At 60.6% G+C, this 19,617-nt stretch carries 27 protein-coding genes, 2 tRNA genes and 1 pseudogene; 18 read left to right on the forward strand and 12 right to left on the reverse strand.

Annotation, left to right across the window (positions count from 1 at the left end):
• Both VFL62_RS11585 and VFL62_RS11590 read left to right on the forward strand, forming a co-directional pair.
• Positions 1–350: pseudogene (locus VFL62_RS11585) on the forward strand (lysine 2,3-aminomutase); the annotation flags it as partial.
• Between the two features lie 53 nt (positions 351–403).
• Positions 404–637, forward strand: a complete 234-nt coding sequence (locus VFL62_RS11590; protein ID WP_325172516.1) for a hypothetical protein — start codon at positions 404–406, stop codon at positions 635–637.
• 48 nt (positions 638–685) lie between these two features.
• On the opposite strand, the gene VFL62_RS11595 is transcribed toward VFL62_RS11590, so the two are convergent.
• A complete protein-coding gene (locus VFL62_RS11595; RefSeq protein ID WP_325172517.1) occupies positions 686–1,252 on the reverse strand; it encodes an HdeD family acid-resistance protein in 567 nt (188 codons plus the stop codon).
• 246 nt (positions 1,253–1,498) lie between these two features.
• On the reverse strand, positions 1,499–2,512 hold the full coding sequence (locus VFL62_RS11600) for a PrsW family glutamic-type intramembrane protease (protein ID WP_325172518.1): 1,014 nt from the start codon (positions 2,510–2,512) through the stop codon (positions 1,499–1,501).
• A 454-nt stretch (positions 2,513–2,966) separates the two neighbouring features.
• On the opposite strand from VFL62_RS11600, the gene VFL62_RS11605 reads away from it, so the two are divergent.
• The 3 genes from VFL62_RS11605 to VFL62_RS11615 all read left to right on the forward strand — a co-directional run bounded on the left by VFL62_RS11605 (position 2,967) and on the right by VFL62_RS11615 (position 4,357).
• A complete protein-coding gene (locus VFL62_RS11605) occupies positions 2,967–3,188 on the forward strand; it encodes a DUF2061 domain-containing protein (protein ID WP_325172541.1) in 222 nt (73 codons plus the stop codon).
• 29 nt (positions 3,189–3,217) lie between these two features.
• On the forward strand, positions 3,218–3,463 hold the full coding sequence (locus VFL62_RS11610) for a hypothetical protein (RefSeq protein WP_325172519.1): 246 nt from the start codon (positions 3,218–3,220) through the stop codon (positions 3,461–3,463).
• 114 nt (positions 3,464–3,577) lie between these two features.
• Complete coding sequence (locus tag VFL62_RS11615; RefSeq protein WP_325172520.1) at positions 3,578–4,357, forward strand: enoyl-CoA hydratase-related protein; 780 nt, start codon at positions 3,578–3,580, stop codon at positions 4,355–4,357.
• A gap of 41 nt (positions 4,358–4,398) precedes the next feature.
• Here VFL62_RS11615 and VFL62_RS11620 read toward each other — a convergent pair whose 3' ends face one another.
• The 4 genes from VFL62_RS11620 to VFL62_RS11635 all read right to left on the reverse strand — a co-directional run bounded on the left by VFL62_RS11620 (position 4,399) and on the right by VFL62_RS11635 (position 7,901).
• The gene (locus VFL62_RS11620; protein ID WP_325172521.1) at positions 4,399–5,631 is read right to left on the reverse strand and encodes a Zn-dependent hydrolase; all 1,233 of its coding nucleotides are present in this window, start codon (positions 5,629–5,631) and stop codon (positions 4,399–4,401) included.
• 19 nt (positions 5,632–5,650) lie between these two features.
• Positions 5,651–5,986 carry a hypothetical protein gene (locus VFL62_RS11625; protein WP_325172522.1) on the reverse strand — a complete coding sequence of 112 codons (336 nt, stop codon included), beginning with the start codon at positions 5,984–5,986 and terminating at the stop codon, positions 5,651–5,653.
• Positions 5,987–6,196: 210 nt separating this feature from the next.
• Positions 6,197–7,516: a cyclopropane-fatty-acyl-phospholipid synthase family protein gene (locus tag VFL62_RS11630; RefSeq protein ID WP_325172523.1), complete on the reverse strand. Its 1,320-nt coding sequence runs from the start codon at positions 7,514–7,516 to the stop codon at positions 6,197–6,199.
• A gap of 310 nt (positions 7,517–7,826) precedes the next feature.
• Positions 7,827–7,901: transfer RNA gene (locus VFL62_RS11635), tRNA-Glu, on the reverse strand.
• A gap of 336 nt (positions 7,902–8,237) precedes the next feature.
• Between VFL62_RS11635 and VFL62_RS11640 the strand changes: the two genes are divergently transcribed.
• Positions 8,238–8,492 carry a PilZ domain-containing protein gene (locus VFL62_RS11640; RefSeq protein WP_325172524.1) on the forward strand — a complete coding sequence of 85 codons (255 nt, stop codon included), beginning with the start codon at positions 8,238–8,240 and terminating at the stop codon, positions 8,490–8,492.
• Positions 8,493–8,519: 27 nt separating this feature from the next.
• Here VFL62_RS11640 and VFL62_RS11645 read toward each other — a convergent pair whose 3' ends face one another.
• Together VFL62_RS11645 and VFL62_RS11650 are read right to left on the reverse strand one after the other, a co-directional pair.
• On the reverse strand, positions 8,520–9,167 hold the full coding sequence (locus VFL62_RS11645; protein ID WP_325172525.1) for a glutathione S-transferase: 648 nt from the start codon (positions 9,165–9,167) through the stop codon (positions 8,520–8,522).
• A 354-nt stretch (positions 9,168–9,521) separates the two neighbouring features.
• On the reverse strand, positions 9,522–9,971 hold the full coding sequence (locus VFL62_RS11650; RefSeq protein ID WP_325172526.1) for a VOC family protein: 450 nt from the start codon (positions 9,969–9,971) through the stop codon (positions 9,522–9,524).
• Positions 9,972–10,092: 121 nt separating this feature from the next.
• On the opposite strand from VFL62_RS11650, the gene VFL62_RS11655 reads away from it, so the two are divergent.
• The 3 genes from VFL62_RS11655 (at position 10,093) to VFL62_RS11665 (ending at position 11,415) form a co-directional block, all read left to right on the forward strand.
• Positions 10,093–10,230, forward strand: coding sequence for a peptide ABC transporter permease (locus tag VFL62_RS11655; protein WP_325172527.1), 138 nt, complete (start codon positions 10,093–10,095; stop codon positions 10,228–10,230).
• Between the two features lie 200 nt (positions 10,231–10,430).
• Positions 10,431–10,982, forward strand: a complete 552-nt coding sequence (locus VFL62_RS11660) for a BA14K family protein (RefSeq protein WP_325172528.1) — start codon at positions 10,431–10,433, stop codon at positions 10,980–10,982.
• Positions 10,983–11,127: 145 nt separating this feature from the next.
• Positions 11,128–11,415, forward strand: coding sequence for a hypothetical protein (locus tag VFL62_RS11665; protein WP_325172529.1), 288 nt, complete (start codon positions 11,128–11,130; stop codon positions 11,413–11,415).
• 91 nt (positions 11,416–11,506) lie between these two features.
• Here the strand turns inward: VFL62_RS11665 and VFL62_RS11670 are convergent, their stop codons facing one another.
• A complete protein-coding gene (locus tag VFL62_RS11670; RefSeq protein ID WP_325172530.1) occupies positions 11,507–11,692 on the reverse strand; it encodes a hypothetical protein in 186 nt (61 codons plus the stop codon).
• Positions 11,693–11,876: 184 nt separating this feature from the next.
• On the opposite strand from VFL62_RS11670, the gene VFL62_RS11675 reads away from it, so the two are divergent.
• From VFL62_RS11675 to VFL62_RS11695, 5 genes are all read left to right on the forward strand, one after another.
• Complete coding sequence (locus VFL62_RS11675; protein ID WP_325172531.1) at positions 11,877–12,101, forward strand: hypothetical protein; 225 nt, start codon at positions 11,877–11,879, stop codon at positions 12,099–12,101.
• Positions 12,102–12,281: 180 nt separating this feature from the next.
• On the forward strand, positions 12,282–12,998 hold the full coding sequence (locus tag VFL62_RS11680; RefSeq protein ID WP_414644684.1) for a Sir2 family NAD-dependent protein deacetylase: 717 nt from the start codon (positions 12,282–12,284) through the stop codon (positions 12,996–12,998).
• Between the two features lie 195 nt (positions 12,999–13,193).
• Positions 13,194–13,859 carry a cold-shock protein gene (locus VFL62_RS11685; protein ID WP_325172533.1) on the forward strand — a complete coding sequence of 222 codons (666 nt, stop codon included), beginning with the start codon at positions 13,194–13,196 and terminating at the stop codon, positions 13,857–13,859.
• A gap of 270 nt (positions 13,860–14,129) precedes the next feature.
• Positions 14,130–14,570: a DUF192 domain-containing protein gene (locus tag VFL62_RS11690; protein ID WP_325172542.1), complete on the forward strand. Its 441-nt coding sequence runs from the start codon at positions 14,130–14,132 to the stop codon at positions 14,568–14,570.
• A 136-nt stretch (positions 14,571–14,706) separates the two neighbouring features.
• Positions 14,707–14,783 (forward strand) — tRNA-Pro (locus VFL62_RS11695).
• Positions 14,784–14,810: 27 nt separating this feature from the next.
• Here VFL62_RS11695 and VFL62_RS11700 read toward each other — a convergent pair.
• The 3 genes from VFL62_RS11700 to VFL62_RS11710 form a co-directional block, all read right to left on the reverse strand.
• Positions 14,811–15,479 (reverse strand): hypothetical protein, encoded by a 669-nt coding sequence (locus tag VFL62_RS11700; protein ID WP_325172534.1) that lies wholly within the window; start codon positions 15,477–15,479, stop codon positions 14,811–14,813.
• A 195-nt stretch (positions 15,480–15,674) separates the two neighbouring features.
• A complete protein-coding gene (locus VFL62_RS11705; RefSeq protein WP_325172535.1) occupies positions 15,675–15,986 on the reverse strand; it encodes a hypothetical protein in 312 nt (103 codons plus the stop codon).
• 73 nt (positions 15,987–16,059) lie between these two features.
• Positions 16,060–16,320 (reverse strand): hypothetical protein, encoded by a 261-nt coding sequence (locus VFL62_RS11710; protein ID WP_325172536.1) that lies wholly within the window; start codon positions 16,318–16,320, stop codon positions 16,060–16,062.
• A gap of 223 nt (positions 16,321–16,543) precedes the next feature.
• On the opposite strand from VFL62_RS11710, the gene VFL62_RS11715 reads away from it, so the two are divergent.
• From VFL62_RS11715 to VFL62_RS11730, 4 genes are all read left to right on the forward strand, one after another.
• On the forward strand, positions 16,544–16,666 hold the full coding sequence (locus VFL62_RS11715) for a hypothetical protein (protein WP_325172537.1): 123 nt from the start codon (positions 16,544–16,546) through the stop codon (positions 16,664–16,666).
• Positions 16,667–17,041: 375 nt separating this feature from the next.
• Positions 17,042–18,319: an MFS transporter gene (locus VFL62_RS11720; RefSeq protein ID WP_325172538.1), complete on the forward strand. Its 1,278-nt coding sequence runs from the start codon at positions 17,042–17,044 to the stop codon at positions 18,317–18,319.
• 26 nt (positions 18,320–18,345) lie between these two features.
• Positions 18,346–19,269, forward strand: coding sequence for an SMP-30/gluconolactonase/LRE family protein (locus tag VFL62_RS11725; protein ID WP_414644685.1), 924 nt, complete (start codon positions 18,346–18,348; stop codon positions 19,267–19,269).
• Positions 19,270–19,321: 52 nt separating this feature from the next.
• The gene (locus tag VFL62_RS11730) at positions 19,322–19,513 is read left to right on the forward strand and encodes a hypothetical protein (protein WP_325172540.1); all 192 of its coding nucleotides are present in this window, start codon (positions 19,322–19,324) and stop codon (positions 19,511–19,513) included.
• Positions 19,514–19,617: the final 104 nt, after the last annotated feature.

Raw genomic sequence — 19,617 nt, forward strand, 5'->3', positions numbered from 1 at the left:
GGGTCAATGATGATCCCGAGACGCTCGAGGCCTTGATGCGCGGCTTCATCGAATGCCGGATCAAGCCCTATTATCTGCATCACGGCGATCTCGCGCCGGGGACTTCGCATCTGCGAACGACGCTGGAGCAGGGGCAGGCAATCATGCGTGCTCTGCGTGGTCGGGTCTCCGGGCTGTGTCAGCCTGATTTCGTCGTCGATATTCCAGGAGGGCACGGCAAGGCGCCGGCCGGTCCGAGCTACCTGTCGGTCGAAAATTCTTCCTCGGGGGATCGTGAACAGCCAGCAGAAACCCGCTATCGTGTCGTAGATTATTGCGGTGACGTTCACTTCTACCCGCCGGCTCCTTGAAGCGTTGTCGAACCGGCGATATCTGGGTTGATCGGCAAAGACGGAAGAAGCAGATGAAAAAACTAGCAATGGCGGCAACATTCCTGCTGCTGACGATCGGTTCGTCGGCGGTCGCGCAGACCGGTAGTTCGTCGTCCGGGAAGCAGGGGCCGTGGCCCGCGCCGGTCGGTCACCGTCAGCCGCGGGCTGATGAGGTGCCACAAGGCAAGGACGCCGCCGCGGATAAAGAGAAGCGCGAAGACGCCGAGCTCGATCGCCGGATCAAGAGCATTTGCCGCGGCTGCTAACACGGTGATCGAGACGTCGGTGATGGACGCCGCGATCGCCGCCTGAACTCAGGTGCTGCGTACCGCGAGCGCGACGCCGATCAGCGTGGCACCGCCGAACAACAGATTGATACCGACCAAGAGTCCGATCGCCCACAGCGCCGATCCCGGCAGGCCCATGAGGATGATCGCCGCAATCAGCAAATCCATCAGCCCCGCGATCAGCATCCATGACCAGCGGCCCGACAACTCGCGGCGGTGTTCCAGTGCGTACATGATGGTGGCAACGCCTTCGGCGAGAAAATAGGCGCCGACCACGATCGTCAAAGTCAGTGTGCCCTGTGCCGGCTGGGCGAGAAGGATTCCTCCAGCCAGAACCGCGAGTGCAGCCGAGATCAGGGACCACCAGAAACCCGGCAGCTCGCGCGCCCAGAACGTCAATGCGAGCCCGGCGATGCCGCTGATCAGGAACAGCCAGCCGAGCAGGATCGTGACGGCGAGACTGGCGGCTGGGGGGACGACCATGGCGGCCAATCCGAGGATCGCCAGCAGAATGCCTTCGATCAACAGGGCCTTCCAGTGCTCTCGGGCGGCATCGCGGGTGTAGGTCGGCAGCTCGGAATGGTCGTGGGTCATCGCAATCTCCGTACTGGTTAAGCAATCCAGCCTCAAGAGTTCCGATTCCGAAGTTCGAAAACCTTGGTGGCAAGCACCGACGCGAACTTCGGAACCAGGAATTCTAGCAATTATTGGCCCTGAGCGGCGGCTTTTGAAGGTCCTTGAAGAGCTGGCGGCGAGGAGAATTCCACCTTCATCGCCTTCCTCACAATGGCGTGCTTCTGTGACGGCGCGAATATGGCGCCAGGGTCGCAAGCGTGACAGCTATGCCTGGGCGCGGATGCGGTCACGGCCCAGAAAATAGACCGCCGTCGTGACGACGAGCAGGGCGAAACCGATCAGGATGGAAAAAAGACCGAGTGGAATGAGCACGAGCGTGACATTCCGGTCCGGATTCGACAACCAATGATGGACCGACGACAGAACGAAAGCGAGCCCGGCAAAGCCGGCGCCCCCGCCGACCACCAACAAGGCCCACATTCGCCGAAGCTGGCTCAGCCGCTCGCGTCCACGCTCCGTTCGTGGCGCGTGGTGCCTGCCAACCCGCCGAACCAGGCGTGCGGCAAATGCGATGGAAGAAAATCCGATCAGCACACTGGCCGCGCCCAGAATGAGGCGGCTGGTGTTATCGAGGTCGGGATTTTTCTGAAGGGTCAGCAACGGAAAGTCGAACGCGGCATGCAGGCCGACCGGTCCGGCCAGCACCAGGATGCGGCTGGCGATGCGGGCCCAGTCGCGATGATGGCGGTGGGCACCGAGCGCGGTGCCGGACCGCGCGATCGCGAGGTAGGCGCCGGCGATGATTCCGAGCGCGCCGTGAAACGGCACCGTGAGAACGCTGCGCAATGCGGCCAGCGATTGCCACATGTCGGCGTGCTGAACGAGATAAGCAAGATTTTCGTAAGCCGCGAAACCGAGACCGGCGGCCGCGCCATAAACAACCGTGTCCATGGGGTTGGTGAATGGCCGTCGCCACACCGATACGAGCGTGATGACCAGGATCTTCACGGTTTCTTCCGGCAATGCCACGCCAAACAACGAGTGCAGTGCTTGTGCGAGCCAGGGATTGTCTGGTGCGGATTGCAGTGCGGCAAAAGGGGCTCGTATCAACCCGAGCAGGGGAGGAGAGATGCTGGCCGCGCCGAGGAAGAAGGCCATCCACACCTTGGTCGGAGGTCCCGGCCGTTCGTCAGCGGCGACCACGAGCCAAAGGATGAGGAGCGCTGGCGCGACCGCAGCCGTTCCGATGACTGTCGGGAGGGATTCGAGCAGCAACATCGACCGACGCCTATTCCAACACGTGCGTGCCGCCGGCGCGGGCGGCTTTCTTATCGATAAAAGTTGTCTTCAGAGCCAAAGACGCACCAAGCAGGTTTCGAGCCAATGTCAAATCAGCATTCATTGGGCCTGAGAATGGCAAAGTATCCATTTCGCGGCGTTCTCGACGACCCATGCTCCGCATTTTGCCGTATCCGGACCGCAACCTGATCCCACAGATATCGTTGTTGGTTCGGCCCGTTCAACGCCTGCCGGCCGTGCGCACCCAGGACGAGAGGCTGGAAGCCGCTCGGCCACGGACAATTAGAACAGCTAAATCAAATAGCTAGAGAATTGCCAAGGTACAATCCCATCCCGGGGCCCATCCCTCAGCTGAATGATGACCGCAGCGCGGATAGCAGCCACCACATGGTAGGATTACGGGCAACAGGAAAGAGGGAGTGCGCCGGTGGCCATGTTCCGCGGGGCAGAAACGCATGCAAGATCGGTTTTCAAGGCCATCAGCTGGCGAACCCTCGGAACCCTCGATACATTTGCGATCAGCTGGTTCTTTACCGGAAGGGTCGAAATCGCAGGCTCGATTGCCGGCTTTGAGATCGTGACCAAGATCGCCTGGTACTATCTCCATGAACGGGTTTGGGCGGCCATTCCCTGGGGACGCCGCCGGATTGATTGATCTCGGCAAGACAAAGGAACAAGAAGGTCATGAGCGACCCCGTCCCGGAGCCCGGGAAGCTCGCCCCCGAGAGTTCAACGGACGAAAAGCCAAAGCCGGCTCAGCGGCAACATTCCCGATCCGGGGAAAGTAACATTCCGGCGATGGCCGGGCTCGCAATTGCGGTCGTGCTGTTGGCGCTTGGGCTGTGGCTTGCACACGAACTACGGGCCGCCAGCAAGATGCAGGATTGCCTGATGTCCGGCCGCACCAACTGCAACCAGATCCAGCCTTAAGGCGAGCGCCCATCGCTTCTCCGTCAGATGACGCGAATGAGGCGTACGCCTCTGACGGATGGCGGATGCCAACCCAATATATAAGAACAAGAAGAACGTTTAGGGAGTTTCAAAATGAATTACGAATTTGTGGATCTAAAGTTCGACGGCCATGTCACGATCGTGACGCTCAATCGTCCGGCCGTGATGAACGCCCTGCACAAGCCCGCCCATTTCGAGCTGCACGAAGTGTTCAATGCCTTTGCTGCCGATCCGGATCAATGGGTGGCGATCGTGACCGGCGCAGGCGACAAGGCGTTCTGCGCCGGCAACGATCTGAAATGGCAGGCGGCCGGCGGCGAGCGCGGTTGGAATTCGAGCGGCTTCGGCGGCCTGACGCTGCGCTTTCATTGCGACAAGCCGATCGTCGCAGCGGTCAACGGCGTCGCGATGGGCGGTGGCTTTGAAGTCGCCCTGGCTTGCGACCTGATCATCGCTTCGGAAAATGCGACCTTTGCATTGCCCGAGCCACGGGTCGGCCTTGCGGCGCTGGCCGGCGGTTTGCAGCGCCTGCCGCGCCAGATCGGATTGAAGCGAGCCATGGGCATGATCCTGACCGGCCGCCATGTGTCGGCGCGGGAAGGCTTTGAACTCGGCTTCGTCAACGAGGTGGTGCCGGCGGGCGAGGCGCTCAATGCCGCTCGGCGCTGGGCGGATCAGATCTGCCAGAATAGCCCGATGTCGATACGTGCCTCGAAACAGGCCGTGCTGGAAGGGCTTAACGTCGCATTGCCCGACGCGATGATCGCGCAACGCGAATACCCCGCCGTACGCGAGATGCTGACATCGGCAGACTATGTCGAAGGTCCAAGGGCTTTCGCAGAAAAGCGTCCGCCGCGTTGGCAGGGAAAATAGAAGCGCAATTGTGTTCTGCCGGCGCGTATGGTTCGTCGAACTCAGTTCGACAGCAAGCGCCGACAGGCCTCGACAAACACCTTTGCGCCCCTGACGATATCGGCATCGTCGGTGTTCTCGTTCCAGTGATGGCTGATGCCGTCGATCGAGGGAACGAACAGCATGCCCGCTGGCATGACCGTAGCGAGCACCTGGGCGTCGTGTCCGGCCCCACTCGGCATACGGATGGATTTGCCTTCAGCGAAAGTCAGCGCGGCTTCCTCGATGGCGCGCTGAAATTTCTCGTCCATCACGGCCGGCTTTCCGGTGCGGATGCGCGCGACTTCAATGCCGCAATCAGTCGCCGCACCGGCTTCAATGGCAAGTTCGTGCAGCAGCGCCTCGAGATGCTCCACGATTCGGGTATTATCGTCGCGTATCTGAAACAGCAACTCGGCGCGTCCCGGAATGATGCTGGGGGCGCCGGGATCGAGTGTGATGCGTCCGGTGGTCCACACCGTTCGCGGGCCGCAGGCGCTCGGAAAATAGTCGTCGATCGCGACGCATAGCCGCGCGGCGGCAAGGCCGGCATCTTTTCGATCGTTCATCCGCGTAGTGCCGGCGTGATTTTGCTCGCCGATGAAGGTGATGCGGTATTGCCAGATGCCGACGATGGATGTGACGACTCCAATGCTGAGGCTGGCGTCTTCCAGCGTCCGTCCTTGTTCGATATGGGCCTCCAGATATCCGATGTGACGGCCATGATCGGCCGCCCGTCGCGGACGGTTTGTCAGGCCGGCCGCTTCAAGCGCCTCCCGCATCGGCCGCGAACTGGTGCGGTCGCGCGCCAGGTCGATCTCTTGTTCAGTCACGTCGCCGACATAGGAACGACTGCCGAGAAAATGTCCGAAGTGACCTTCTTCGTCGCACCATGATGCGACCTCGACCGCGCCCTTGATGTCCGGATCTGGATTGATCACGCGCGCGGCCTCAAGCGCATAGATGACGCCGAGCGGCCCGTCGAGCCAGCCGGCAAAATTCTGGCTTTCCAGATGGGAGCCCGCCAGTAGTTTTCGTCCTGCCTTCGCGCTGGTGCCGAACACGTTGCCGATGCCGTCGATCTCACCCGAAAGCCCCGCTTCGGGCAATTTCCGAAGGAGCCACTGCAGCGATTGCAGGTGCGGCTCGGAAAAGGTCGGCTTATGCACGCCGGTCTTGTAGGCGCCGAGCGCACGAAGCGCATTGAGGTCGGCAAGGACCCGCGCGCCGTCAGCCGTGTGATGGTGATCTTTCATGATTCATATCCGCCTGTCGCTACTGCGCAGGGACGGGTTGGGAGGGAGCGAGATAAGGAGAACAGATCGCCGCGTCGCCGGATGTACCGTAGTCCTCGACGACGTCGCCGGCCGGCGCCATGACAGCCGAGATCAGGCATTCCTGCGTGGCCTGGCCTCTACGCCAGGTGTAGATCTTCTGCCTGTTGACGGTCTGCTGGCCGTCGGGGTTGCCGAGTTGGGCCGTTACCGCGCTGAGCGGTTTGCCTTTGAAATCGTTTCTTGCCTTGACATCGGGCAAGGAAAGGCTCGGCATCGCGCCGCATCCGGTCAGTGCCAAGGCTACAAAGATCGCGAAGTTCCGTTGAACTGCCATTGATCCTATTCGCGCCCCGCGATTTTCGCTTCAATGGCTCTCTCTAGCAGGGCGAGACCACGCGAAGTCAATAGATTTGGAGCGTTCCGTCCTCGCTTGAACGTGAGCATTTGGTCGAAATGTCCGCGACATGGGACTCAATTTTGTGCGCTGCATCGCGCTTTGTCGGGGCAGCTTCCCCTTTAGGGTTTGTTTCAGACTGTTGCTGTCTCAAGCATAAAGGTCCGCCCGGGTTGGCGGTACGCCGGACGGGCCGCGGACGCGCCTGGAAGCCAGCGTCTGGAAAATGCCGACCGTGCCCTGCATGAATGCGATCGAGACAACCGCAAGATAGGCGATCCATAGTCGCGTCTTCTCGCGGCCGACCTCGCGCTCGGCGATCTCGAGGTTGGCCGACAGACGGTCGTGCCAATGCCGGGTGGTGTGCATGTAGTGCTCGCGCCAGGCTTCGACGTCGTGCACTTCAAAGTTATGCATCTCGAGATTGGCGACGGACATGCCGACATGGTCGAGCTCGCCGCCCGGGAAGATGTAACGGCCGATCGCAGTGGCCGCCGCAGCTTCCCGTCCGCGGCGGCGGCGAAAGCGTTCAAAGCTCTTTGAGCGCAGCGCAATCGCGTGATGAAGATACAATCCGCCGGGCTTGAGCAGGCGATTGATGGTCTGGAAGTAGCGCGCGTGGTTGGCGATGCCGACATGCTCGAACATGCCGATCGAAGCGATCTTGTCGAAGCCGCCGTCGAGCAGCGAATAGTCCTTCAGCTCGAGTGTCACCTTGTCCTCAAGGCCGAGCCTGGCGACCTTTTCCTTGGCATAGGCGAATTGCTCCTCCGCCAGGGTTACGCCGTGGGCACGGACGCCATAGTGCTTGGCGGCATGGCAAACCAGCGCGCCCCAGCCGCAGCCGATGTCAAGAAACGCTTCTCCCGCTTTCAGGCGCAACTTGCGGCAGATCATGTCGAGCTTGTCGGCCTGCGCAGTCGCAAGATCGTTGTGCCAGTCTTTGAAATAGGCGCAGGAGTAGACCATCTCCGGATCTAGGAAGAGTTCGTAAAACCGGTTGGAGAGATCGTAATGATAGTGGATGTTGGTCTTGTTGGTTGCTTCCGACCCATCGCCACCCGGCTTGGCGTCGCGAACCTCTTCCAGCGGCCACGGTCCGCCACGCGAGACGAATAAGAACCGGCCAAGCGTCGCAAGCACGAGCGGCTTGTTAAGCGATTTCATCAGCGCTCGGCTGCGCAGCTTGGGGCGCTGCGCAGCGAGATCGAAAAACGATCCGTTACGCAAATCGAACCGCGAAGTGACCCAGAGATTGAGAAACGTGTCGATGTTCGGGCGCCGGATCATGGCGGCGATGGCGCCTTCGTCGGCGATGACGAAGGCCAGCGCGTCGGGACGAAGATCGGCAGGCACGGTCGAGCCGTCCCACAGCACGAAGCCGAGGTCGGGCAGTGCAAGCGTGTTGATATGGTCGAGTAGGCGCTTAAAGCTGTCGAGACGGCGCGCCGCCGCTGGGGCTCCCGGCAAGCTGATGATCCCTTACGCAAGTGCTGACATTCGCCTGCTAAAGGAACATCGCTCTCGCGGCAAATCAATAGTTAGCCCGGGGCAGGCCCACCGCGGTCGCGATCTCGCCCGATCACGATATGGTTCGTGGTGAAGTCGAGCGGGTGACACCGAAAGTAATGGTCTTGGCGATCGCCCGGCCAAGTTGCGATTGGGCGAACGGCTCGGTCGGCGGCCTGACGGCAACCGCGCGTGAACTCGTGTCCGTTGTCTTTGTCCGCGTTGGTCGACCAATAGGCGGTAGTGCCAGGGCGGCGCGCGTTCAGTGCGATGGCGCTCCCTAGCGGAATCGAACCGCTCTCTCCACCGTGAAAGGGTGGCGTCCTAACCGATAGACGAAGGGAGCAAGGCGCCTGCTGCGACATAGCCGAATCCAAGGGCCATGCCGCGCCTCGCTTTGAAATAGCGAAAATATCAGGTGAATCAATATCTTAATATGGGTTTTTCACCTTGCCGATCCGACCCGCGAAGGCGAGGAGGACCGGCGCGCGAACGTATAGTGGCGTTTGCCTCGCCCGGCAAGCCGCGCGTGGGCCAGTTTACCCACAAGCCGGCCGGACTGACCGTGACTGTTGGCGGGGCCACCGTTTCCCCCCTGATCTGCAGGATTTTGCAACAGTTTCTAAAGCCCGCTCCGATAGGAAAGTCGCCGAGGAGCCATTTCGAACTGGAATAGCAGATCGTGCCCGCACCAAAGAAACGCGACGTGCGCAGGTCCGTGCAGCAGACGGCCTGGGTCACCCTGGAAGGAGGCTTTGCGGCGCGCGAGTGCGTGGTGCACGACATGTCCGCCACCGGTGCAAAGCTGACGGTGTCGGATTCGAGCGTATTGTCGGGCAAGGTGCGGCTCGCGTTTTCGCGCGATGCGCGCAAGGGGCGGCAGTGCCAGGTGGTCTGGCGGCGCGGCCGTTCCTTCGGCGTCAAATTCGTCAATTAGACCGCGCCTGTTTGCAGGTGCTTGATCTCACGACATTGGCGGCGCGATGTGCCGAACGAAGCCCGGCCGGGTGGAAAGCTCCGCAAACCAGCGCTCCAGATCAGCAAAACGTGGCTTGTTGATTCCTTCAACGCCGAACCAGCGCCGCGCATAGGCGCCAAGCGCGATATCGGCCAGCGTGAACGCCTCACCCGTGATGAAGCGGCGCGTCTTGAGATAGGCGTCGACGATTTGCCATTGCGCCGCCTCGGCGTCGGCGTCCTTCTGAATCGCGATCATGTCGCGCTGGTCGACTGGGGTGCGCACCAGGGCCCAGAACACCGGACGATCGACCGGTTGCAGTGTCGAAAGCGTCCAGTCCAGCCAACGATCAGCGCTCGCCCGCAATTTCGCTTCTTGCGGATAGAGTGTGGACTGCGGCCGGTAGGCCAGCACGAGATAGCGCATGATGGAGTTGGATTCCCAGAGCACGAAATCGCCGTCGACCAAGGTCGGCACGCGGCCGTTGGGATTCATCGCCAGATATTCTGGTTCGCGATTTTTTCCGAACGCCATGCCGGCGTCGATGCGATCGTAGGCCAGATCAAGTTCGTGCAGGCACCACAGCACTTTCTGAACGTTGACGGAGTTCGGACGTCCCCAGATGACGATCTGGCTCTTATTGTTGTGCGACACGTGGTTTGCTCCCGCTGACAGTTTGCGGGTGATAGCGCAAATTCCCGACAAAAGCAGGTGCCTTGTCGCGCCGCAGCTATGTTGTACCGGGTGCGCCACCTAAAAAAGATCAGGCTTCGCGACGTGCGAAGCCTGATCTCGTCTCTGACGTGCCGATCGCTGACGCTAGTGACCGAAGAACAGCCACAAGAGAATGATCACAGGAATTGGCACGCCCAAAAGCCAAAGCAAGAGTCCTCGGGCCATCGTCTCCTCCTCAACCTTCCATGGTTGAGCAACGCGCAGAGCGGGGTCGAGTTCCTGTTGGCTGCAGGAGCGGGGGGCCGCAGGCCTGGTCGATGGAGCTGCTTGTGTCTACCAATGGCCGGTATTGGGCATCGACGACCACGGCTCAGCCGGCGGCTTCGCGTCGCCTTTTTGCAGCAGCTCGATCGAATGCAGATCCGGCGATCGCACGAAAGCCATCTGACCATCGCGCGGCGGCCGGTTGATGGTAATGCCGAGTTTCATCAGCCGATCGCAGGTCGCATAGATGTCATCGACCTCGTAGGCGAGATGACCGAAGTAACGATCCTCGCCGTATTTCTCTTCGTCCCAATTATAGGTGAGTTCGACCAGGGGCGCGCCACGCCCCTTGGAAGCAGCCAGAATACCTTCGTCCTCAGGGGCGCACAAAAACACCAGAGTGAATTTGCCCTTGTCGTTGTCGACGCGGCGAACCTCCTTCAATCCCAACGCGTCGCGATAAAATTTCAGCGCGCTGTCGAGATTGCGGACGCGCAGCATGGTGTGAAGGTAACGCATGTTCTGTTCTCCCAGAATGGACGGCTCGTCAGTTCGGCTCGCGGGAACCTCATTAGCAGCCGGGCGCGTGTTTCGGAACCAACCGACCGTTCAAATCTTGACCTCCTGAAGGAGCCGCAGGATGGAGCAAAAACCATATCCGGCTGAAAAGGCCCGCGGCGGTGAGATCATCCTCACAACGCCGCTTCGTCGCGCCATATTTCTCAGCGGACTGATCGGGGCGGTCGTCCTTGTGTTTGTTCTGATGCTGGTCCACTGAGTTCATCATTTTGCGATGCATCGGAACGATCGCCGCGCGACGCTGTTTCCATGTCTTCACAGTTCTGGAGAATCGGCATGACAAGGTTAAGCGTTTTGGGAGCCACGGCTCTTTCGCTTTCTTTCGCAATCGCAACCCCGGCATTGGCCCAGGAGGCTCACGGCGGCCGGGCTGGTGCGGCCGCGCACGCGGGTGGAAACATGGGTGGCGCCCGCATGGGCGGCGGCCCGCGCATGCAGCCCAGCATGGGTGCCCAGGCCAATGTTGGCGCTCGCGGTAGTGCGAACTTTGCTGCTTCCGGCAACACAAACTTTGCCGCGCGCGGCAATCAGCGTATCGGCGGCAATGCGCAATTCGCGGAAGGCGATCGCGGCGTGTTGGGCGGCGGCCAATTCCGCGACGATCGTCGTCGCTTTGGACGCGGCGCCGGATTTGCCGCAGGCGCGGCCGCGGCTGGAGTCGCGACCGGCGCAGCGATTGCAGCAGGCGATTACGGCTATGGTTACGATCCGTACGTCTATGGCGACAACTACGCCTATGACACCGGCTATTATGGCGACAGCTACGCCTACGATTCCGGCGTGACGTTCGATGTCGGCCTTCCTGTCGTCGCATTCGATCAACCGGCAGCGGTTGAAGGTCCGGTGGCCGTTGGCGGCGACGCATCCTATTGCGCGCAGCGTTATCGTTCTTGGGACCCGGCGAGTGGTACCTACCTCGGCTTCGACGGCCTGCGGCATCCCTGCCCATAATCGTGCTGTTTGAACAAGAGAAGAGCGGTCCGCGGGATCGCTCTTTTCTTTTGGTTCCCGCCATCTGCAAATTTCGCCAGCGGGTCGCGCCGCAACCATCGCAATTGTCCTGCGTTAACAAGGCAGTGCGAATGGAGGAACCCGCATGAAAAAGAAACTAGCTCTCCTTGCGACGGTCGCTGCGATCGGCGCGACCGTTGTCACGGCACCGGCTGAGGCGCGTGGTTTCCGAGGGTTCGGACCGGGATTGGCATTCGGTCTGGCCGCGGGCGCGATTGCAGCCGGCGCAGCCGGTGCGTACGGCTATTACGGTCCTGGCTACTATGGGTACGGCCCATACTACGGACCGGCCTATTATGGGCCGGACACCTACGCCTATTATGGCGGGCCTTACGTGAGGCCGTATTGGCGGCCGCGCTATTATTACTGGTAGACCGAACTTTCGCGGCGCACGTTTTCCCGAGGGACGAAAAGCCCGGAGCTGGCTCCGGGCTTTTTGTTGAAGATAGAGATTTCCGCCCCCGTCACGGCCAAGTGTAGGTGCGTTCGAGCGCACGCCGAGCGCCGTCGCCGTGTCGCGCGTTCTCGAGGGTGCTGGTGAAGTACTCCTCGCGCTCGCGCTTGAACTTTTCCTGCGTTGCCTTGAAGTTTGCCACGCGTGCTGCGATTTCATCGCGCTCGCGCGCCAGACGATCATGTCGATCGCTCATGCCCATCCCTTAAGTTTGATTCGCGTCCCCTCATCATTGGCGTCGGCAATTGAGGCGCGAATGGGATAAAGCCGCTGCAACATTGTGATTGTGGATAAGGATTGCGCCTGCTTGTGACGCTCGATCGTTGCCGATAGCGAGAGCGTGAACAGGAGGCCGCCATGGCAAAAGTCGATCTCGATCCTTGAACATCGAAGAACTCGCAGCGTTGCGCGACGCGGCAACCGACAAGCTCGCCCAAAAAGTCACCGCGCGGCAGGCGGAGCTCGAAGCCGAGCTGGAACGCTTGGCGCAATATGGCAAGCTGACCAGGAAGGCCTTGGTCGCGCCCGTCGCCAAGCCAAAGAAAGCCGAGCAGTCGGCGCGCAAGGCTGACGAAACAAAGGACGCCGTCGCGGAAGCTGCCTGAGATCGTGGTCGGTTCTGACGGACGCATCGCTTAGCGACCATCTATGCGCCGTCGGGACATCCGCTCCACTCGTTCGAATAGCCAGACGGTGCTCCATGTTGTATTCGAGATGGAGGACCCATCAGGCGCGCGGCAGTGATTGCTCCCAATATCAGTATCGGCGTGGAGCGGCTCGGCGACATGATCGCCGCAGCCTCCATGATCGTGCCTTTTACCGGCGCCGGCATCTCCACCGAATGCGGGATTCCCGACTTCCGCTCGCCGGGGGGATTATGGACTCGTAACCGGCCCATTCCGTTCGATGAATTTATCGCGAGCCGTGAGGCGCGAGATGAGTCATGGCGGCGACGCTTTGCCATGGAGGCGACCTTCAAAGCGGCAATACCGGGGCGCGGTCACCGGGCCCTCGCTTCGCTCTATCGGGCCGGGAAAATCCCGGCGATCATCACTCAGAACATTGATAATTTACATCAAGCCTCAGGTTTCGCCGACGATCATGTGGTCGAGTTGCATGGCAATACGACTTATGCGCGGTGCATCGGATGCGGCCTGACTTACGATCTGGGCTGGGTAAAAGAGCGCTTTGAGGCGACGGGCCATGCCCCGGATTGCGCGACGTGCGAAGAGCCGGTGAAGACAGCGACGATATCATTCGGTCAGGCGATGCCTGAAGAGGCGATGCGCCGCGCCGCGGAACTTACAGGACGGTGCGATCTGTTTATTGCGATCGGCTCCTCGCTCGTCGTGTGGCCCGCGGCGGGTTTTCCACTGATGGCAAAACGCGCGGGCGCTCAGCTCGTTATCATCAATAACGAGCCGACCGAGCAGGACGATATCGCCGATCTCGTCATCCGGTACGACATCGGTGAAACGCTCGGTCCATTCGTGGGCAACTGACGGCTGATTGATTCGCTGACGCGCAAGGCTGTTCATAGATTCCGGAAGAATCGTTTTTTATCTATGCGTCGCGACCGAGAGTGTTATCTTTGATTCGAGAGATTCGCGGGCGCCTTGTCGGTATTTCCAAGGCAAACGCAGACGGGCACCGCCGCACGCGCTGGCGGGATGTTGATAAGTGTGGGGTCCGGGGTCATGGGGTCGGACGGATTTGAGTCCAAGAAGCTCGGTGGTCAATCGCCTGGGGGGGCGGTCGGACCGGGAAGGCTCGGTTCTGGGTTTTCGCCCCCGGGTCCGAGAGATCCAGCCCTCGACGCGATGCAGGGGCTGGGCGATGCTGCTGCGAACCTCGTCGAAATTACCGGCGTCATTAAATGGTTCGATGCATCAAAGGGCTACGGATTCATCGTGCCTGACAATGGCTGGCCGGACGTGCTTCTTCACGTCACGGTTCTGCGCCGCGACGGCTACCAGACTGCCTATGAAGGTGCGCGGGTGGTTTGCGAATGCGTACAACGCGCCAAAGGCTATCAGGCGTTCCGTATCATCTCTATGGATGAGACGACGGCGATCCATCCCGCTCAGATGTTGCCGCCCCGAACTCACGTCAGCGTCACGCCAACCAGCGGCCTGGAGCGGGCGCAGGTGAAGTGGTTCAACCGGCTTCGTGGGTTTGGCTTCCTCACCTGCGGCGAGGGAACTCCCGATATTTTCGTGCACATGGAAACGCTTCGGCGTTACGGTATGACCGAGCTGCGCCCCGGCCAATATGTGCTGGTGCGGTTCGGGCCGGGTTCCAAGGGCATGATGGCGGCCGAGATCCAGCCTGAAACCGGCTCGCCAGGGCTTTCCTCACACTGAGCCTGGCCATCCTTAGCCCGCCTTTACCGCCCACAGCTTTTGCGGATTCGACTGTTTTCCCATCTCATGGATGGCGGCATCCGGGCCGGCGGCCCCGGAAAAATCGCGAATGTGACTGCCGCGGGACACTGCGGATGCTAAAACCTCGCCGTTTTCAGTCATTAGTCCGTGCCGGTTAACTGGCACGACCAACGAGGCGTGGTGAGGCGAATGGTGTCGATGAAGTCTGGCCGGGCGGATGGTAGCCGCTTGCCGCAATTCCAGTTCTGGATGGCGCTCGTCGTTGCGGCCGCGCTTTGGATGGCCTCGGGTGAGGGTGCGAGCGCCGCCTCGGTCCAGCCGCTGGAGATCGTGACCAAGACGGGCGTGCACGTATTTTCGGTTGAGATGGCGACGACCGAGGAGGAAAAGACAACCGGCTTGATGTACCGCAAGGAACTTCCTGAGGGCAAAGGGATGCTGTTCGATTTCACGCCCGAGCAGGAAGTGTCGATGTGGATGAAGAACACTTACATTTCGCTGGATATGATCTTTATCCGGGCCGATGGCCGCATTCTGCGCATCGCCGAAAATACCGAACCGATGTCCACCAAGATCATCCCATCACGCGGATTGGCCAAAGGGGTGCTCGAGGTGATCGCCGGCACGGCCCAGAAATATGGGATCGCGCCGGGCGATCGTGTCGGCCATCCGCTGTTCAGCGGCAAGTAGACCGTCCTGGACAGCCTTATGGTTGCTCACTCAAGACGTTAGAGGGATGTCTGGAGGGGTTGCGTCTGGTCTTTCCAGGGTTCTCTTGCCTTGATGAGCGGTGCCTAAGCGTGTATCGACGGGGTCTTCCCAAGATCGGGGTATAGCGCAGCCTGGTAGCGCGGCAGTTTTGGGTACTGCAGGTCGTTGGTTCGAATCCAGCTGCCCCGACCAAAAGTCACCTCGCAGAGCCCGCCAGTTTTAGCCTTCCGGGCTCGGTGCCATGACAGCGCTTTGCGCCGGCACGATGGTCAGCGGGGCTCCTCCAACCGAGACTGGCCCGACGGGTCCCACAGGTTTCGAGGGCCGAGCCCATTTCTTATGGCTGAGTGCCGACAAGCGGCTGCGAGCACGTCCTTTTGGAATGGAGGAGGTGATCTCGGGCGCAATTGCATTTTGCAGCGTGTCGACTTTCGCCATCAGCGTAGAAAGCTGAGTGGATATCTTTTTGATGTCGCTCTGTTCGTCGGTGAGGCTCTGTCTTAGCCCGATAAGTACGGTTGTATCACGTTCGATCAGCGCGGCGCTACGCTGCAATGTCGAGTTGGTCTCTTGCAGCGAACTTGCGTGCGATTGCTGGCTCGATTGAATGTCCTTGAGGGCCACGATCACGGGATCCGGGAGCGGCGAAGCCTTCTCGTGCGGAAGCAGCTCGGCGAACACGGCTTTCGCCTGCGAAGGAAGTTCGGCCAAGCGGCTCACATCAGGCAATGCAAAATCGGAAGGCGACAGCGTGTAGACGGCCGTCGTTGCATTGAAGCCCAAGGCGAACACCGACAATGCCAGGATAGATACCCGGCGCGACGGCTTGTGGGAAGTTACGGTTTCGATTTCCGGGGTTTGGCTCGGCGCTTCCGACGTCGTGGTCATGTGCATTGACCTCATAAAAAAGAGCCGCCGCGGGATCGTCCTCGCGACGGCTCCGTTACGCGTTACTCGACTAAACTCCTCGAATTATGGGCTATCGAGATTAATTCCGCGTTAGCGCCCGGCCCGCACCCTTGCTTGATGCGGAAAAATGCGCGCGGCTTTCCAGGCGCGCGCCAGCGATGTCGCCGCGGCCCATCATTTGCTGCTCTCGTCCCTCGCTTTAACGGCGCTGACTTGGCGGGCTCGGGCAGTCGTCAGCTCGCCTTTAAGTTTGGTTTGCTCGTCAACCGTCATCGTCTCCTGCTCGCGCGGAGGTGGCTTGTTGCCAACTGGTAAATAAGTGCCGGGTTCGGCGGGTGCCCAGAGTTCGGCTCGCGCATCCATCGTCAATGATTTTTCGGAATGAGCGCAGCCCCCGAGGCTGAGGATGAGCGCAGCGCTCAACACCAGCGGCGATACGGGCCTGTAGAAAAACGCAACGTGCATGCCCGCTGGTTCGACGAGCATTGCGCGTCAACTGTGACCGGCGAGACCGACTCGGCTGAGTTCCGTCAGGTGAGGTTAAGCGGACGTTTACGGCTCACTTGGACGTTTTTGATTTGGGCGTCGGCGTGGCATCTCTGGTTTTCGTCTGAGAGCTTTGGCGATCCCTCGCTTTGACCAGATCATCCCTGACTTTCGATTGTTCGTCCTTCGTCAGTGCGGGTTTCGCGCTTGCGGGCGGCTGCTCAAAGACCGGCGGATAGGCTGGCGTTTCCGCCGCCAGAACGACGTTGCACGAGAACAACAGCCCGACGGCCACCAGCGCCGCCGACCGATTGGCTTTTCCGTTTCTTGACATCGGCCGCTCCATTTGACCGGGGGTGGCGCATTTACGCACCCGTCAACGCTTCAAGCGGGTGGTTGGTCCCGCCCGGGCGATTGTTCCCGCCCGGGGCGATTGTTCTGCCCGACACGAGGCGAAACAGTCCTGAAATCATTTTGCCTGGCCCGCGAAAACCGCAGGAAACGATGCCCTGACATGGTTCAAGCGCCTCAGCCGAGGCCTGATTCTGGAGGTCGCCATGACTGCATTGGTCCAAGCCCTTTATCGCGCATCACATGCTGAAACCGAAACCGACGTGTTGAAGATGATCGCACTGTTTTGCGGCGCCGGCCTGTTCGTGTCGCTGCTGTTTGCGACCTAAGGTCTAGATTTGAGCCCCGGCTTCTTCTGATTGCAGCCGCTTGCTCGCGGATGTTCACATCAAGCTTTCCGCAACAGTAGATTCAGATATGCATGTACGCGAAGCTGACGGTCCTTGCGTCAGCTTTTCGCCGACCAAGCGCAAGGCGTGTCGCCTCGAACATCGGCGCTCCCCACAGCATCCCGGTCGAGACCTTTCGTTGTTCGCCTGCCGGATAACGGCGTATTGCAGTTCAGCACTGCGGCCAGATCATGCCCAATAGTCCCGCTTTACTGCTGCGTAGCTTGCCTGCCCCCAGGCTGTGACGTAGTGCTTGGTCAATAAACAACGGTCGTCCGCGCCAGCGGGCGCAAAAAAGCCTGGGGGAGAGAGAGCATGGGGCATCGGCGGTACTGGATTTTCATTTTCATGTTCCTGCTGGCGACGATCAACTACGTCGATCGCATCGTGCTTTCCGTCTCCTCGACACCGATCGCGCAAGACTTCGGCATCGACAAGGTGCAGCTCGGCTATCTGTTTTCCTCCTTCCTCTGGCTTTATGTGGTCTGCCTGGTTCCGATGGGCATGATCGTCGACAAGCTCGGCACCCGGAGGGTAAACGCGGCCGGCATTGGCCTGTGGTCGATCGCCACTGCCTTGACGGGATTGGCAACCGGATTCGGCATGCTGATCGCAACACGCGTGCTGATGGGCGTCGGTGAATCCACGACCTATCCAGCGTCGGGCCGGGTTATCCGTGAATGGATTCCGCTCAAGGAGCGGGCGCTGTTTGCGGCCATCTTCAACGGCGGCGCCTACTTTGGACCCGCGATCGGAGGTCTGGTTCTGGCATGGCTCGTCAGTCAGGTCGGCTGGCGCATGACCTTTCTTATCTGCGCCGCTGTTGGCTTTCTCTGGCTGCTCGCCTGGATGATCTGGTTCCGCAAGCCGGAGGAGGCAGGTTGGCTCACGGACGAAGAGCGCGCCTTCATCCTGCGCGAGCGCAACGGCAACACGAAGAATACGCTCGCCGACGGACATTCGATCGGCCTGCGGGGTCTTCTGAGTTCTTTCTCGATGCTGGGCCTGATGGTGGCCCAGGGCTGCGCCGTCTATACCCAGTATTTCTTCCTGACATGGCTGCCGAACTATCTTCAGACCGAACGCGGCATGTCGCTGCTCAAGAGCGGCGCGCTGATGTCGCTGCCGTTTCTCGGGGCGGTGGTCCTGACCGTGTTGCTCGGCAAGCTCAGCGACAGCCTCTTGACCGAGGAAAGCGCCCGGACCGGCGGGCGCCGGCGGCTGGGTGCGCTGTTGATGCTGATGGGCTCGGTGATCCTGCTGACCCCGCTGGTCGACAATGTCTATCTCATACTGGTGCTGATCACGCTTGCCCTTGGTGGTGTGGCGTCCGCGGTGGCTCTCAATATCGCGATGATTGGCGACCTGCTGCGAACCCCGGCGGATTCAGGGCGCGCGACAGGCCTGCTCATTCTCGGCGGCAATATCTTCGGCATCCTGGCGCCCATCGTGACCGGTTATGTCGTGCAGTCGACCGGCAGCTTCAACATGGCCTTCGTTGTCGCCGGGGCTCTGCTCGCGGCGGGTGCTCTGACGGTGTTCCTGGTGGTGCGGACCCCGATCGGCCCAAGCGGGAGCGATGCCACGCTGTAGCTTCGTGCCGCGTAAGAAGGAATACCATCGTGTTTTTCCATCCGCCAAAGGGCCTCGAAACCCGCGTATTCGCCCGCTTGCCGGACGAGTTCCGCAAAGCCGATCCGAACAACGAATGGGCGCGGTACCAGCCGAAAGGCAGTCCCGCGAAGTCGCTGCTCGAAGGACCGTCCTTCGACCGCGACGGCAATCTATGGTGCGTCGATCTTCCGAACGGCCGAATTTACAGGGTTACATCGGATGGTCAGTTTCATGTCGCCGCCGAATATGACGGTTGGCCCAACGGTCTGAAGTTCCACCGCGACGGCCGCATCTTCATTGCTGACTACAAGAACGGGATCATGGAAATGGATCCCGTCAACGGCAAGGTGAAGCCATATCTGCTTCGTGCCAGTCTCGCGCCGTTCAAAGGTTGCAACGACCTGTTCTTCGCTGCCAATGGCGATCTCTATTTCACCGATCAGGGGCTCACCGGTCTGCATGATCCGACCGGACGGCTGTTTCGCCTCACGACCGGCGGCAAGCTCGAATGCCTGCTTGACAATGTGCCGAGCCCAAATGGCCTCGTCATGAATCTCGCCGAGAACATGATCTATCTCGCGGTAACGCGCGGCAATTGTGTCTGGCGCGTTCCGCTCAGTCCCGACGGCGGGGTCGCCAAGGTCGGGATTTATATCCAGCTATCCGGCGGCTGGGGCGGGCCTGATGGTCTGGCGCTCGACTCACAGGGCAGGCTGTTCATTGCGCATGTCGGCATGGCCGCCGTATGGGTGGTCGATGCGCTCGGCGAGCCGGTCTATCGCATCCGCAGCTGCGCCGAGCCGCATACCACGAACATGGCATTCGGCGGCGCGGACAACAAAACGCTGTTCATCACGGAATCCGGCAGCGGTTCGATCCTGAAGGCGGAGCTGGACGTGCCGGGCAAGCCGATGTTCTCGCATCTCTGACGGAACCTATGATCTCGTTCGACGTTCGACGCTAAAGCGGTGGGAGCGTCCCATGCTGTCGGATGCGCAAGTTGCCGTGCTTTGTGATATCGCTCAATCGGTCGCGCTCGCCGACGACCGGCAACGTGAACTCGAGCAGTTGGCACGCGAGGGGTACATTGCCAGGGACGGCGAGCGTTTTGCAGTCACTCCGAAAGGCCAGCAGGTGCTGTCCGATCGTGGCGCCGGCCTGAACGAGGCGTGACGGCACCGGTGTTAGCGCCGGAAGGATCTGACCTGCGCCTGCAGGTCCTCCCTCACGCGCTCGATCACGCTTCCGTACTCGCGCGTCTCGGTTTGCCTGACGAG

The sequence above is a fragment of the Bradyrhizobium sp. genome, assembly GCF_035701725.1.
Classification (GTDB): Bacteria; Pseudomonadota; Alphaproteobacteria; order Rhizobiales; family Xanthobacteraceae; genus Bradyrhizobium.